The 13,876-nt window shown below is 67.2% G+C and carries 12 protein-coding genes; 5 read left to right on the top strand and 7 right to left on the bottom strand.

What is annotated here, in order from left to right; translation table 11 throughout:
* Positions 1-7: 7 nt before the first annotated feature.
* The 5 genes from DXK93_RS01875 to DXK93_RS01855 all read right to left on the bottom strand — a co-directional run bounded on the left by DXK93_RS01875 (position 8) and on the right by DXK93_RS01855 (position 5,916).
* Positions 8-979 carry a MoxR family ATPase gene (locus DXK93_RS01875; protein WP_054454308.1) on the bottom strand — a complete coding sequence of 324 codons (972 nt, stop codon included), beginning with the start codon at positions 977-979 and terminating at the stop codon, positions 8-10.
* A gap of 28 nt (positions 980-1,007) precedes the next feature.
* Positions 1,008-2,171: a formylglycine-generating enzyme family protein gene (locus tag DXK93_RS01870; protein WP_054454307.1), complete on the bottom strand. Its 1,164-nt coding sequence runs from the start codon at positions 2,169-2,171 to the stop codon at positions 1,008-1,010.
* Between the two features lie 80 nt (positions 2,172-2,251).
* Entirely contained in the window at positions 2,252-3,217 is a 966-nt protein-coding gene (locus DXK93_RS01865; RefSeq protein ID WP_119449209.1) for a transporter, read from the bottom strand.
* Between the two features lie 37 nt (positions 3,218-3,254).
* A complete protein-coding gene (locus tag DXK93_RS01860) occupies positions 3,255-4,082 on the bottom strand; it encodes a hypothetical protein (RefSeq protein WP_225591366.1) in 828 nt (275 codons plus the stop codon).
* A 256-nt stretch (positions 4,083-4,338) separates the two neighbouring features.
* The gene (locus DXK93_RS01855) at positions 4,339-5,916 is read right to left on the bottom strand and encodes a TerC family protein (protein WP_119449207.1); all 1,578 of its coding nucleotides are present in this window, start codon (positions 5,914-5,916) and stop codon (positions 4,339-4,341) included.
* Positions 5,917-6,653: 737 nt separating this feature from the next.
* On the opposite strand from DXK93_RS01855, the gene DXK93_RS01850 reads away from it, so the two are divergent.
* The gene (locus DXK93_RS01850; RefSeq protein WP_054454299.1) at positions 6,654-7,016 is read left to right on the top strand and encodes a hypothetical protein; all 363 of its coding nucleotides are present in this window, start codon (positions 6,654-6,656) and stop codon (positions 7,014-7,016) included.
* A 180-nt stretch (positions 7,017-7,196) separates the two neighbouring features.
* Complete coding sequence (locus DXK93_RS01845; RefSeq protein WP_119449206.1) at positions 7,197-7,910, top strand: MgtC/SapB family protein; 714 nt, start codon at positions 7,197-7,199, stop codon at positions 7,908-7,910.
* Positions 7,911-7,921: 11 nt separating this feature from the next.
* Here the strand turns inward: DXK93_RS01845 and DXK93_RS01840 are convergent, their stop codons facing one another.
* Positions 7,922-9,559: an ABC transporter ATP-binding protein gene (locus tag DXK93_RS01840; RefSeq protein ID WP_119449205.1), complete on the bottom strand. Its 1,638-nt coding sequence runs from the start codon at positions 9,557-9,559 to the stop codon at positions 7,922-7,924.
* Between the two features lie 185 nt (positions 9,560-9,744).
* Here DXK93_RS01840 and DXK93_RS01835 point away from each other — a divergent pair, with 185 nt between their 5' ends.
* The 3 genes from DXK93_RS01835 to DXK93_RS01825 are packed head-to-tail and all read left to right on the top strand — an operon-like array spanning position 9,745 to position 12,730.
* On the top strand, positions 9,745-10,512 hold the full coding sequence (locus DXK93_RS01835) for an endonuclease/exonuclease/phosphatase family protein (RefSeq protein ID WP_054454294.1): 768 nt from the start codon (positions 9,745-9,747) through the stop codon (positions 10,510-10,512).
* A complete protein-coding gene (clsB, locus tag DXK93_RS01830) occupies positions 10,509-11,702 on the top strand; it encodes a cardiolipin synthase ClsB (RefSeq protein ID WP_119449204.1) in 1,194 nt (397 codons plus the stop codon). Before DXK93_RS01835 ends, clsB begins: the two co-directional genes overlap by 4 nt.
* The gene (locus DXK93_RS01825; RefSeq protein WP_054454290.1) at positions 11,699-12,730 is read left to right on the top strand and encodes a lysylphosphatidylglycerol synthase domain-containing protein; all 1,032 of its coding nucleotides are present in this window, start codon (positions 11,699-11,701) and stop codon (positions 12,728-12,730) included. The genes clsB and DXK93_RS01825 overlap by 4 nt, the downstream gene beginning before the upstream one ends.
* Here the strand turns inward: DXK93_RS01825 and DXK93_RS01820 are convergent.
* Positions 12,720-13,829: a DUF748 domain-containing protein gene (locus tag DXK93_RS01820; protein ID WP_119449203.1), complete on the bottom strand. Its 1,110-nt coding sequence runs from the start codon at positions 13,827-13,829 to the stop codon at positions 12,720-12,722. The genes DXK93_RS01825 and DXK93_RS01820 overlap by 11 nt on opposite strands.
* Between the last annotated feature and the right edge of the window lie 47 nt (positions 13,830-13,876).

Below are 13,876 nucleotides of genomic sequence, written 5' to 3'. Positions count from 1 at the left end.
GGCGGGCTCAGACCGGCACGGCGACCGTGTCCAGCAGCTTGTCTATCACCTGGTCCGCCGAGACGCCGTCGGCGACCGCGTCATACGACAGGTGCAGGCGATGCCGCAGCACCGGCCGGGCCACGCTGCGCACATCATCGGGCGAGACATAGTCCTGCCCCGCCAGCCAGGCGTGGGCGCGCGCCACCTTGTCCAACGCGATCGCGCCGCGCGGGCTGGCGCCGACCTGGATCCAGCGCGCCAGGTCGGCGTCATGCCCGCCCGGGTGGCGGGTGGCGTTGACCAGGTCCACCAGGTACTGGTCCAGCGCTTCGGACACGTGCACCCGGTCGACCTCGGCGCGGCAGGCGAACAGGTCCTCCTGGCTCAGCGGCGCGCCGGCGGGTTCCGCGTCCTGGCGCGACTCGCCGCGCAGCATGGCCAGCATCTGCCTTTCGCTGGCGGGGTCGGGGTAGTCCAGCACGATCTTCATGATGAAGCGGTCCATCTGCGCTTCGGGCAAGGGATAGGTGCCCTCCTGCTCTATCGGGTTCTGGGTGGCCAGCACCATGAACAGCTGCGGCATGCGGTGGGTCGTGCCAGCCACGGTGATCTGGCGTTCCTCCATGGCTTCCAGCAGCGCGGCCTGCACCTTGGCGGGCGCGCGGTTGATCTCGTCGGCCAGGATCAGGTTGCCGAACAGCGGCCCCTGCTGGAACTGGATGCGGCTGGCGCCCTGCGCGTCCTGCTGCAGCACCTCTGCGCCCGTGATGTCCGAAGGCAGCAGGTCGGGCGTGAACTGGATGCGGCTCATTGCCGCGGCCAGATGCTGCGCCAGCGTCTTGACGGTGCGCGTCTTGGCCAGCCCCGGCAGGCTTTCCAGCAGCAGGTGGCCGTCGGCCAACAGGCCCAGCAGCACCTCGCGGATGACGGCGGCCTGCCCCAGCACCGCGCGCGCCATGGCGCGCTCCAGTTCCAGAATGCTGTCGCGCTTGCTCATCGGCATTTCCTCTCCTGCGTGATGCCGGCTAGCGGCTGGCGATGCCGTTCCTGGCGGTCTGGGCCAGTTTCCATTGCGCGGGCGTCATGACGGTGCGGAATCCCAGGTGCGACATGCCGTTCATCGGATCCGTGCCGCGCCGGGCGCTGGTGCGGTAGCTGATGCAATAGGTGTCGCTGCACAGGAACGAGCCGCCGCGCGTCACGCGCTTGGGCGCGGCCGGCGGCACGATGCCGTCGTCGGGGTCGTAGCTGTCGGCCGGCCCCGCCGGATCCGCGGGCGGCTGGCGGTACTGCGCCTGGATCTTGAAGGCGTCGGCGCGGTACCAGTCGGCGGTCCATTGCCAGACGTTGCCGGCCATGTCGTACAGCCCATAGCCATTGGGCGAGAAGCTGCCCACCGGCATGGTGCCGACCTGTACCTTTTCATCCTTCACCACCGGAAACGGCTGCTGTTGCTGCGTGTCCCAGATATTGGCCATGGCCTTGCCCTGCGGCAGCAGCTCCTCGCCCCAGGCATAGGTGGCCTGCTCCAGCCCGCCGCGCGCGGCCATTTCCCATTCGGATTCCGTCGGCAGGCGCTTGCCCGCCCATTTGGCATAGGCCATGGCGTCCTGGTACGACACCTGCACCACCGGGTGGTCGTCCTTGCCGGCGATGGAGCTGCCCGGTCCTTGCGGATGGCGCCAGTTCGCGCCGGGCACATAGCGCCACCAGCGCGAATAGTCGCGCAGCGAGACCTCGCTTTCGGTGCCGACGAACACCATGGCGCCGGGCACCAGCAGGCTGTCGTCCGGGCGCGGCGTGCCAGGCGGCAACTGCACCTTCAAGTCTTCCCACCGCGGCTTCTGCTCGGCCGTCGTGACGTAGCCGGTGGCCTCGACGAAGCGGCGGAACTGCGCGTTGGTCACGTCGTTCACGTCCATCCAGAAGCCGCTGACGGATACCTTGTGCGCCGGCATTTCATTGGGCTGGGCCAGTTTGTGGCTGCTGCCCATCAGGAACTCGCGCCCGGGTACCCAGGCCATGCCCGCCGGGCCGCTCTTGCCGTCGCCCAGCACCACCTTCACCGCTTCGGGCGGCCCGTCCTTGCCCATGACCACATAGGCGGTGCTGGCGCCCGCGCCCAGCACCACGCCGGCCAGCAGCAATGCGCTGGCGTAGCGTGTCTTTCCTGTTGTCTGCTTTGCCATTTCAATCACCCGAAAGCTGATGGTTCAGGCGTGGCGGTGCCGCGCCCGGGGCTGGCAGCCCCTTGAAATCGTGCTGACGTTCAGAACACCAGCGTCGCGGTCGCCATGACCGTATCGTTGCTGTCCAGACGCTTCGTGCTGCTGATCGTGGGTACCCAGCGCAGGCTGAGGGACAAGGAGCGCTTGTCCGCCAGCTTCGTGTCATAGGTCAGGATCGGGCCCAGCGCCCAGTCGCGCCCCTTGAAGCCGTTGAGCCGGTCGGCCGTCGGTCCCGAATCGCTGCCCAGTTGCTGGATGGTGCCCAGGATCAAGCCCGCGCTCACCCCGTTGCTGAAGATCTTGCGGCCCATCACGTCCATGCTGAACAGCGGCGCGTTGCGATAGTCCGTGGCGTTGTTGCGGGTGTAGAACTGGACGCCGGCCACGGTGTCCAGTTGAAAACCGGATTCCGGAAATATCTTGGTGTAGGCCACCTGAGGAATGAAGGTCCAGTTGTTCAGGCTGGGGTTGGCCATGTCGTCGGCGTTGTACTTGCCGGTGGGCGCCCAGATGTTCAGGCTGAGCGCCATGTGCGACGTTTCGGAAAAGTGATAGCCCGCGATGATGGGCGAGAAGTACAGGTCGAACAGGTTCGAGGCGGTATCGCTTTGGTCTATGCTGCGCCCGCCTGGTCCCGTCACGGTGGAATTCACCTTGGTCCAGACGTAGGGCAAGGTGAAGCTGGACGCGAAGTTCCAGCGCCCTGGCCCGGTGTCCCAGGTCTTGAGGACCGTAGCCAGGGTGAACGCGACTTTCGCGTCCAGGCCCAGCGAAGTACGGCCTCCTACCGGCACTTCGCGGCTGCCGCCCACGGTGCCGTCCAGGTAGATCTGCGACAGGTTGACGGCCCAGATAGGCTCGGGAGACACGATGCCGGCGTTGGGCTGCACGTTGGTGCCGGTGATCTGGCGGCCCAGCGCCCCTTCAGTGGCCCAGGCGGCAGACGGCAGGACCAATCCGGCCAGAACCGCCAACAACCCTGCAACTGCCGCAATCGCGCTCCGCATCCCTACACTCCGAAAGACCAGAAAAACGCTGACGGGATCAATTCCCGAAGGTGATGTTCAAGCCGGCGAACAGGGTGAACTGAGGCAGGCCCTCCCCCTTGTGCGCAACCGTCCATTGCGGTTCCGCGAACACGTTGAAGATGTTCTTCCCGACGCGCCAGGCCTTGCCCGCGCCCAGCCCCAAGGGAATGTAGTAGTCGTTCTTCTGCAGGTCGAAGGTCCAGGTTGCGGTGGACCTCAAATACCAGCCTTGCGGCAGATTGCGTATCAGGAACGGCTGGAAGGTGGCGGTGTGCACCGTGTCGCGCGCATTCTGGCCGGCGAAGGAATGCTGCCATTGCACCAGCGCGCCCAGCAGCCCTTCCTTGCTGGCATGCACCGCCACGCCGGCCAGCCCGGCGGACCATTTGCCCGCTCCCAGCTCGCTGCTGGTCGCGCTGGGCATGGTCAGCATCGGCCCAACGCCCAGGTCCACCGCGCCCTGCTGCAACAGGAAAATGTCGAACACATTGATGTCGCCCAGGCCGGTCTTGTAGCTGCCGTCGGCCTCGGGGCGCGTACTGACTGGGGCCGTGATGCGAAATATCTGCGGCACGCCGACGAGCTCGCCCGGCGCGACAGGGATCGTCGGCCGGATCAGGAAGTCGTTGGTGTGGGCGTTGCTGCCGAACAACTTCGGCGTGTAGTAATTCTGGAAATTCAACGACGCCGCCAGGTTCAGCGGGTTGTTGCTTTTGTTGGCGTCATCCGCCGACTGGGACTGGGCATGCGCAGGCTGCGCAAAGCACAGCGGCGCAGCCACCATCAGCCACGCCGCGATTCCTCTTCCACTGATTTCCTTGAATGCAGACTGCGTACTGCCCATGCGGTGTACCCCGGAAAGAGATAACAAAATGCAAAGACGCGCCGTACGGAAATGCTGATTTCGGCAAACCGCGCCGAGATCCAAAGTCGTGAAATCTGTCGCAATCTTCGCACAGAGTTTTACTTTCACCAATACTGGCCATAGGCTGTGATCTATTGCTTTCAAGGCGAAGAACGGATAAGGCGCAACACACAGACAAAAAAATGGGGATGCCTTCAGGCATCCCCATCGTGGTGCAGGCGCCGGTCGAGCGATATCAGCCGGCTTGCGGCGCCTCTGCGCGCATCAGGCTGGCGCGCACCTGGTCGATGCGCAGGCCGTCGCGGCGGGTGACCTCGAAGCGCCAATCGCGCCACTCGATCGCGTCCCCGGCGTCAGGGATCCGGCCGCCGGCGCGCAACAAGCAGCCCGCCAGCGTCGCGTCCGGGTATTCCTCGGCCAGGTCCGGCGCGTCCAGCAGGCGCGCGGCTTCAGCGACGGCCAGGCGGCCTTCCAGCAGCCAGGTTCCGTCCGCCAGTTGCAAGGCTTCGGGCTGGTCTTCCTGATGCTCGGGCAGGTCGCCCGCAACGGCGGTCAGCACGTCCATGGGCGTGATCAGGCCCTCGCACACGCCGTGCTCGTCGACCACGATCAGCATGTGCTCGCGCGAACCGCGCAGCTCGTCCAGCACCTTCAGCACCGGCATGGTTTCCATCACGTAGCGCGGCTCGCGCGCCAGCTCCACCAGGTCGATCGGGCCAGGGTTCTGCAGCAGCGGCAGCAGGTCCTTGAAGTGCAGCACGCCCAGCACATTGGACGGATCGCCGGCGCACAGCGGCAGGCGGGAATGGCCGCTGCCGAACTTGCGCACGATGGCCTCCGGCGTATCGGCCACGTCCAGCCAGACCATGTCGCCGCGCGCCACCATGATGGAGCGCACGTCCCGCCCGCCGATGGACAGCACGCGTTCGATCATGGTGCTTTCCTCGGGCGCGAAAGCTGGTTCGCCGTCCGCGCCGTCGACCAGCGCGGCCACCTCGTCGGCCTGGCCGGCGGACTGCCCGGCGCGGCCGGCGCGCAGCAGGCGCAACACGGCCTGCGCGGTGCGCTGGCGGCGGCCCAGGGCGTGCGTGCCTTTCACGCGATTGCGGCGCGCCAGCTGATTGCACAGCTCGATCAGGATCGAGAAGCCGATCGCGGCATACAGATAGCCCTTGGGCACGTGGAAGCCCAGGCCTTCGGCCACCAGGCTGAAGCCGATCATCAGCAAGAGGCCCAGGCACAGGATCACCACGGTCGGGTGGCGGCCCACGAAAGCCATCAGCGGGCGGCTGGCCAGCATCATCACGGCCATGGCCACGATCACCGCGATCATCATGATGCTGAGGTCCTGCACCATGCCCACGGCGGTAATCACCGAGTCCAGCGAGAACACCGCATCCAGCACCACGATCTGCAGGATCACCTGCCAGAACACGGCATGCTGCGGCTTCTGGCCTTGCTCGTGGCTGGCGCTGCCTTCCACGCGTTCATGCAGCTCCATGGTGCCCTTGAAGAGCAGGAACAGGCCGCCCAGTATCAGGATCAGGTCGCGTCCGGAGATCTCAGCGCCCAGCAGCGTGAACATGGGTTCGGTCAGCGTGACCACCCATGCGATGCTCGCCAACAGGCCCAGGCGCATCACCATCGCCAGCGTCAGGCCGATCAGCCGTGCGCGGTTGCGCTGTTCGGGCGGCAGCTTGTCGGCCAGGATGGCGATGAACACCAGGTTGTCGATACCCAGCACAATTTCAAGTACGACCAGGGTCGCCAGGCCCAGCCAGGCGGTGGGGTCGGACATCCAATCGAAAATCATCGAGATTCCATGCAAATCGGGACCGTGCGCCACGCGGCGCCGGACAGGATCAAGGGGAATGCGCCGCGGATGCGGACACGAGACTCAGTGCGGGCGCGAACGGCCCCAGGGACGGCCGGCGGAGCGCGGCCGCCCAGGCGCGGCGTGGCCGCGGCGGCGAACATGGAATCGGCTTGCGGGCTGCGCGCCCGGGCCGTGGCGGGAAGATTGGGCACCGGGCGCCGGCTTGCTTGCGGCGCCCTGCTAGAGGGTGGGTCTTCAGTCATAGATGGCGGACGGCTCAGGCTGCCGGGGCAGCAAACGGATAGAGCGCCCGCCTTGCTCTCTTTCTTACGGGAAACTGAATACTACATGAATCCGGACTCTCCCGCATCCGAGGATCCCCAGGCAATGCCATGCTGCGGACTCGCTTCTTTGCGGCATTTTTACTGGTGTTTACCCTAGGTCGACGATATACTGCGGGCACCTTCAACTCACCAGAGATCAATGTGGACAACGACGGATGTAGTCGGAACACGACTGCAAGCGCCGCTTGACGCAGGATCCGCGGAAATAGTCCGCGCCGGTCCTGCCTGAAAGCCAGGACCCGGCTCTTCGGTCCCCGACGCGGGACCGCCAGCCCTCTCCCCTACTGCTTGCCGACGCGATGCGTTGCGCCTTGGTGCGCGCGCCTGCGCATCGGCCACGCGGCGCATGCATGTGGACCTTCCACCGTACTCCCCGCTAAGGAGACGATCATGCGTATCAAGCAATTCCTGCCCTTCCCGGACCGGACCGGCGCGGCCGCGCCCATGGCGGCAGCGCCCAAGACGGCCTCTTCCACTTACCAATTCACCATCGTGAGCCTGGGCGACACGCTCAACGCGCTGCGCAAGCAGCTCTATTACGAACTGCGCGACCTGGACCTGCGCGTGCAGGCGGTGCGGATATCGCGCGCCGAATCGGGTCAGTTGGCGTCCACCGTCGTCACGCTGCAATGCCCGCCGCATCTGCGCAATCTGCTGGGCGCGGTCGCCTTGCGGCTGGGCCAGAGCCCGGACGTGCGCCGGGTGCACTGGGAATGCGAGTCCGGCGCGGCCATCGCCGTGCTGCCCGCCTGACGCCAACGCGGCCGGGAGGCTGTCATGAAAGATCCGTACAAAACCCTGATGATTGCGCGCGTCGTCCTGCTGGCGCTGATCTGGCTGGCCGGACTGCTGCTGGTCCTGGCGTCGGTCTGGCGCCTGCCCTGAGCCCGTCCGCGGCCATCCATAACATGCTGTAGAAGAAGAGAGAAGAAAATGAAGAACTTCGAAAACATCCAATTCATCACGCTGGCCAATACCCTGGTCAGCCTGTTGACCGCGTTCGTGCTGGGCTCCGTGGTGGGCTTTGAGCGCCAGTTCCGCCAGCGCACGGCCGGCCTGCGCACCAATGTGCTGGTGGCGGTGGGCGCCGCCATCTTCGTGGACCTGGCGTTTCGCGTGGGCGGCGCCGATGGCGGCTCGCGCGTCATTTCCTACGTGGTCTCGGGCGTGGGGTTCCTGGGCGCCGGCGCCATCATGCGCGAAGGCGGCAGCATCCGCGGCCTGAACACCGCCGCCACGCTGTGGGGCTCCGCCGCCATCGGCGCCTGCGCGGGGGCATCGTTGATCCTGGAAGCGGTCGCCGCTACCGCCTTCGTGCTGGCGGCGAACACCTTGCTGCGCCCGGTCGTCAGCTACGTCAACCGCCAGCCGGTCGACTCGCAGACCACGGAAGTCACGACCGTGATACATGTAATTGCGAACGTGGAACAGCGGCAGGCGGCCATGACAGTGCTGGAGGACGTGCTCGAAACCGAACAGCTGCCCCTGTCCGAACTGAAGATAGACCAGTTCGGCGAGAACGAAGTCGAAATCGAAGCGGCATTGAGCGAAGCCTCGGTCGACGAGCTGGACCTGGACCGCGTGACCGCCAGCATCGCGGCCTCGCCCGCCGTGCGCACCGCCTTCTGGGCCGCCCGCACGGTATAGCGTTGCGCGGCTCAGGCCGCCTGACGCAACGCCGCCGAGGCTGGATCCCAGCGCCGACCCGGCACGGCGGCAAGCAGCGCCTGCGTGTAGGGATGCGCGGGCTGGCCGAAGACCTGGGCGCAGGCCCCCGCTTCCACCACCCGTCCATTCTGCATCACCGCGATATCGTCGCAGACCTGCGCGGCCACGCGCAGATCGTGCGTGATGAAGAGGACGGACAGGCCCAATTGCTCGCGCAGCCGCGCCAGCAGCGCCAGCACCTGCGCCTGCACCGACACGTCCAGCGCCGATACGGGCTCGTCCGCAATCAGCACGCGCGGCCGCATGGCCAGCGCGCGCGCCAGTCCGATGCGCTGACGCTGCCCGCCCGAGAACTCATGCGGATAGCGCCGCACGGCGTCCGGCGACAAGCCCACTAGTTCAAACAGCTCCTGTGCGCGCGCCAGCGCTTCCCGCCTGGGCGTGCCGTGCACGATCGGGCCGCGCGCCACAATTTCGCCGACGCGCTGGCGCGGATTCAATGAACCATAGGGATCCTGGAACACCATCTGCACCCGCCGCGCATGCTCGCGCCGTGCTGCGCCGCCATGGAGCGCCAAGGGCGCCCCGGCCAGCGAGATGCGACCCGCGTCCGGCGGCGCCAGGCCCAGCAAGGCGCGCGCCAGCGTGGATTTGCCCGACCCGCTTTCGCCCACGATGCCCAGCGTGCCGCCCTCCTTCAGTGCCAGCGTCACGTCGTCCAGCGCCCGCGTTTCGCGCCCCGGGCGGCCGAACCAGCCGCGCTTGCGGTAGGTCTTGGAGACGGCTTGCGCGCTCAGGATGATGGGCGCATCGCCCCGCAGTTCCGGCCGGACCGCGGCCGGCGCCAGCGGCGGCACCGCTGCGATCAAGGCGCGCGTGTAGGGATGCCGCGGATGCTCCAGCACCTGCCGCGCCGCGCCGCTTTCCACCAGCACGCCGCGCTGCATCACCGCGACGCGGTCGGCAATCTCGGCGACCACGCCGAAGTCGTGCGTAATGAACAGCACGGCCGTGCCCTTGCGGCGCTGCAGGTCGTGGATCAGATGCAGGATCTGCGCCTGCGTGGTGACGTCCAGCGCGGTGGTCGGTTCATCGGCGATCAGCAAGGCGGGTTCCAGGGCCAGCGCCATGGCGATCATGGCGCGTTGGCGCTGGCCGCCTGACAATTCATGCGGATACGCGCCCAGCGCCCGTTGCGGGTCCGGCAGCCGCACGGACTCCAGCAGGTCCAGCGTGCGGCGCCGGATCTCGGTGCGTCCCAGGCGGGTATGGGTGCGGAACACTTCCGCGATCTGGTCGCCGATGGTGCGCAGCGGATTGAGCGCCGTCATCGGTTCCTGGAAGATCATGCCGATGCGCTGGCCGCGCAGCCGGCGCAAGGCCTCGGGCGCCAGCCGCAGCAGATCCTGCCCTTCCCACAGCACCTGGCCGGCGCTGGCGCGCACGTCCTGGGGCAGCAGCCCCAGGACCGCGCCGGCCGTCAGCGATTTGCCGGAGCCGCTTTCACCCACCACACAGACGATTTCGCCCGCGCTGATGTTCAGCGACAAGTCCTGCAGCGCATGCGGCCGGTCGGCGCCGGGCGGCAGGTCCACGGTCAGGTTCTGGATGCGCAGCAGTTCGGTCATGGGTCGTCCACCAGGAAGAAGCTTCGGATCGTAGGCCTGGCCTGCACGGATGAGAACTGCGCATTTCGCATTTGCTCATTCGGTTTGTGACGCAACAAGCCTGGCGCCACCCCGGCGGTTACGCCTCTTTACGTTTTGGGAACGCGGATTGCTCCGCTGTGCGGATCGACCCATCCGGAGCATCCATGCCCTCCTCCCGCTACATCGATGCCACCACGCTGACCGTGTTGACCGTGAACACGCACAAGGGCTTCACCAGCTTCAACCGCCGCTTCATGCTGCACGAACTGCGCGAGGCGCTGAGGATGGCGAGCCCCGACATCGTCTTCCTGCAGGAAGTGCTGGGAGAACACCAGGGGCACGCGGAACGGCACCAGGGCTGGCCCGCCTTGTCCCAGTACGAATTCCTGGCTGACTCGCTGTGGACGGATTTTGCCTACGGCCGCAACGCGGTCTACCCGGCGGGACATCATGGCAATGCGCTGCTGTCGAGGTATCCCATTGAACAGCACGAGAACCATGACGTGACGGTGCATGGACACGAAGGCCGCGGACTATTGCACTGCGTGCTGCGGGTGCCCTCGCTGGATATGCCCGTCCATGCCATATGCGTGCACCTGGGCCTGCTGGAAGGCCACCGGGGCAAGCAGCTGCGTCGCCTGTGCGAGCTGGTGGCGCAAGGCGTGCCCGCTGGCGAACCGCTGCTGATCGCGGGCGACTTCAACGACTGGCGCCTGCGCGCCGACGCGCTGATGCGGGATTGCGGCACACGCGAGGTCTTCACGTCGCGCCTGGGCCGCCCCGCCCGCACGTTTCCGGCGCGCTGGCCCCTGTTGCGGCTGGACCGCATCTACGTGCGCAACGTCCGGGATTGGCAACCCGTGCCGCTGGCCTCGCGGGTCTGGTCGCGCCTGTCCGACCATGTGCCGATCTGCGCGGAGATCTCGCTATGAACCTGCGCTGGCGCGAGAACAACCGCTACACGCTGCTGGAGAATGGCACGGGCTACTTTCCGGCCGTGCTCGATGCGATCGCCGCGGCGCGCGGCGAAGTGCTGGTGGAAACCTTCATCCTGTTCGACGACGCCGTGGGGCAGGAATTCCAGCGCGCCCTGATCGCCGCGGCCCGCCGCGGCGTCAGCGTGGACCTGACGGTGGACGGCTATGGCTCGGACGAGCTGGACGGCGCCTTTGTCGGCGCCATGACCGAAAGCGGCATCCGCGTCCACGTATTCGATCCCCGCCCGCGCTTTCTCGGCGTGCGCACCAATGTGTTCAGGCGCATGCACCGCAAGATCGTGGCGGTGGATCGTCAGATGGCCTTTGTCGGCGGCATCAATTTTTCCGCTGATCACCTGCCGGACTACGGGCCCCAAGCCAAGCAGGACTATGCGGTGCTGGTGGAGGGACCGCTGGCCGCGGACATCGCGGACTACGCGCGCGAGGCGCTCGCGGTGGATGCGTGGACCCGCAAGCGGCGGCGGCCGGCGCGTCTGGATCCCATGCCGGAGGGCGACGGCGGCGGCCGTCTGGTGGTGCGCGACAACATCGAGCACCAGACGGACATCGAACGTTATTACCGTGCCGGCGTGCGCGCCGCGCGCGAAGACGTGCTGATCGCCAACGCCTACTTTTTCCCTGGTTATCAGTTGCTGCACGATCTGGCCAACGCCGCTCGCCGCGGCGTGCGCGTACGGTTGCTGCTGCAAGGCGAACCCGACGTGCTGGTCGCGCGGCTGGCGGCGTCCATGCTGTATGACTATCTGATCGATGCAGGCGTGGAGATCTATGAGTACTGCAAGCGTCCGCTGCACGGCAAGGTGGCATGCGTGGACCGCGACTGGAGCACCATCGGATCCAGCAACCTGGACCCGCTCAGCCTGGCGCTGAACCTGGAGGCCAACGTGGTGGCGCGCGACGCCGGTTTGAACGCCGCGCTGCGCCGCAGCCTGGACCGGCTCATCGAACAGGATTGCCGGCGCATCGAGCTGCCCGAGGGATCCAGGCGGCGCTTGCGGCGGCTGTGGATCGGCGTGGTGGTATTCCATTTCCTGCGGCGCTTTCCCGCCTGGGCCGGCAGCCTGCCCGCGCACAAGCCCCGCCTGAAGTCGCTGCCCATCGCGGCGCAAGAGGAGTCGGCATGAGAGTGTTCCGCTCCACGCTGACGCGCGCCTGGCGCCACCGCTGGCCGCGAGTCAAGCGTGCCTTGCCTGTGATCGTATTGGCGTTGGTGGCGGCGCTGCTGTACTACTTTGGCCGCTCGATCGACTGGGCCCAGGTCTGGGTCGCCATGCGCAGGATACCGCCGGGGACGATAGCCATCGCCGCCGCGCTGGTCGTGGCGGGCTACCTGGCGTATGGCGCCCTGGATCTGCTGGGCAAGCGCTACACCCGCCATACCCTGCCCTGGGCCAAGGCCCTGGGGGTGGCCATGATGAGCTACGCCCTGAACCTGAGCCTGGGCGTCCTGCTCGGAGGCCTGGGCGCGCGCCTCAGGCTGTACGCCCGGCTGGGCTGCCGCAAGTCGGTGGCGACCCGGGTGGCCCTGTTTTCCGCGGTCTCCAACTGGGTAGGTTACGCGTGGGTTGCTGGCGCGCTGTTCGTCGCGGGCGCCGTGCCCGTGCCGCAGGGGTGGGCCATCGGTTCGAATCTGCTGCGCGTGCTGGGTGCGGCGCTGTTGTTGCTGGCGGCCGGCTACGTGGCAGTATGTGCGCGGGCCACGCGGCGGTCCTGGACCTTGATGGGACAGCACGCCGTGTTGCCCCGCGCCGGCATGGCGGCGGCGCAGAGCGCGGTTGCGGCATTGTCGTGGGTGATCATGGGCGCCATCATCCACCTGCTGCTGCAGGGCAAGGCCAGTTATCCCGCGGTGCTCGGCATCCTGCTGTGCGCCAGCTTCGCGGCCTTGATCATCCGCGTGCCGGGCGGGCTGGGCACGACAGAAGCCATCTTCGTGGCCACGCTCGCGCCAGGAATCCCGGCCCCCGAGGTGCTGGGCGCGGTATTGGCCTACCGCGCGCTATATGCGTTCGCGCCTTTGTTCCTGGCGCTGGCAGCCTTTGGCGTGATGGAGGTGAAGCTCAGGCGCCGGCGCGCGCACGCGGGGGGCCACGCTCAGCCCGCCGCGGACGGCGGCCGCGGCAACAACACGGGCCAGTCGTTCAAGGTTTAGGCGTGAGCAGGTCCGACAAGGCATTGCCCAATTCCTTCACCGCGCCGGTGACGCCTTCGGCCGCGCCCTCGGCGCCCACCCCGATCGCATGGCTGAAGCCCTGAGCCACCTGGGCGGCAAAGCCGCGCGTGACGGAAAACTTGGGATTGTCCAGGTCGCCCGCCAGGGCAAAGTCGAAGCGCAGCGTGCCGCTTTGGTCCTTCAGCGCCGCCAGCACCGCCTTGCGCGGCAAGGAAAACAGGTCGCCGTTGCCGCCAAAGCGCAAGCCGCGCAGGGCCACGGTACCCGTGGCCTGCAGTTGCCGCTTGGCGATGGCGGTACGCATGTCCAGGTCCATGGCGCCCGCAGCCAAGGACGTGGCGCCGTTGTCCGCAAGGTACGGCGCGGCATGCTGGATGTCCATGTTGCGCACCGCCACCTTGATGTCGGCATCCGTGCTGCCCAGCACCAGCCAACCTTGCGCCCGTACCGTGGCCGCGCCGTTGCGGTTGCCTTCGACATTGCCGGAGAATTCCATCTCGCTGCGCGCGCCGTCGCCGGGGAGGGTCAGCGGACGCAGGCTCGCCTGGACGCCAGAAAACGGGATCCGATGCGCGGGCCGGGAGACCGCCGCGTCCTCGAAATCCAGCCGGCCGTCGCGCAGGATCAGTTGCGCGATGCGGATCGGAGTATTGCGCCGGGATTGGCCGTCATTGCCTGCGCCGGCCCGCAAGGAAGACTGCAAGGCGGGCGCGATGTCCATGTCGCCATTCGCCCTGCGCACCACGGTGAAGTCGAAGCCTTCGATGATGACGGTCTTGAAGACGGTCTCGTGCCGCAGAAAGGCAGACCACTCCGGCTCCAGGATCACGTGCCGCGCGCGGGCGCTGGCCTGCCCCGTGCCGCCCGATATCGTCACGTCCTTCAGGATCACCTGCCGGTAGCCGATATCCACCTGTCCCACCTCGCCGCGCGGCCCCAGCATGTTGGCGATGCGCTGCTCGGCGATGCGCAGGGCGGCGAACGCCAGCACGACGGCCACGGCCGCGATCAGGGTTACGACCGCGAAGGCTTTCCCCCATAGCGATCTGCGGCGTGGCGCGGCTGGGTCGAGGTTCATCGTGGATTCCGGTGTTGCGGCGCAATCCGAGCATGGTCCTGGAAACG

This window comes from Achromobacter sp. K91 (assembly GCF_003576205.1).
GTDB lineage: Bacteria > Pseudomonadota > Gammaproteobacteria > Burkholderiales > Burkholderiaceae_B > Achromobacter > Achromobacter aegrifaciens.
The sequence above is the reverse complement of the archived record's forward strand: the minus strand, read 5'-3'. Positions and strand labels throughout refer to the sequence as shown.

Coding starts and splice junctions, on each gene's coding strand:
- DXK93_RS01875 (WP_054454308.1), bottom strand. CDS start 979: ATGAGCAAGCGCGACAGCATTCTGGAACTGGAGCGCGCCATGGCGCGC.
- DXK93_RS01870 (WP_054454307.1), bottom strand. CDS start 2,171: ATGGCAAAGCAGACAACAGGAAAGACACGCTACGCCAGCGCATTGCTG.
- DXK93_RS01865 (WP_119449209.1), bottom strand. CDS start 3,217: ATGCGGAGCGCGATTGCGGCAGTTGCAGGGTTGTTGGCGGTTCTGGCC.
- DXK93_RS01860 (WP_225591366.1), bottom strand. CDS start 4,082: ATGGGCAGTACGCAGTCTGCATTCAAGGAAATCAGTGGAAGAGGAATC.
- DXK93_RS01855 (WP_119449207.1), bottom strand. CDS start 5,916: ATGATTTTCGATTGGATGTCCGACCCCACCGCCTGGCTGGGCCTGGCG.
- DXK93_RS01850 (WP_054454299.1), top strand. CDS start 6,654: ATGCGTATCAAGCAATTCCTGCCCTTCCCGGACCGGACCGGCGCGGCC.
- DXK93_RS01845 (WP_119449206.1), top strand. CDS start 7,197: ATGAAGAACTTCGAAAACATCCAATTCATCACGCTGGCCAATACCCTG.
- DXK93_RS01840 (WP_119449205.1), bottom strand. CDS start 9,559: ATGACCGAACTGCTGCGCATCCAGAACCTGACCGTGGACCTGCCGCCC.
- DXK93_RS01835 (WP_054454294.1), top strand. CDS start 9,745: ATGCCCTCCTCCCGCTACATCGATGCCACCACGCTGACCGTGTTGACC.
- clsB (WP_119449204.1), top strand. CDS start 10,509: ATGAACCTGCGCTGGCGCGAGAACAACCGCTACACGCTGCTGGAGAAT.
- DXK93_RS01825 (WP_054454290.1), top strand. CDS start 11,699: ATGAGAGTGTTCCGCTCCACGCTGACGCGCGCCTGGCGCCACCGCTGG.
- DXK93_RS01820 (WP_119449203.1), bottom strand. CDS start 13,829: ATGAACCTCGACCCAGCCGCGCCACGCCGCAGATCGCTATGGGGGAAA.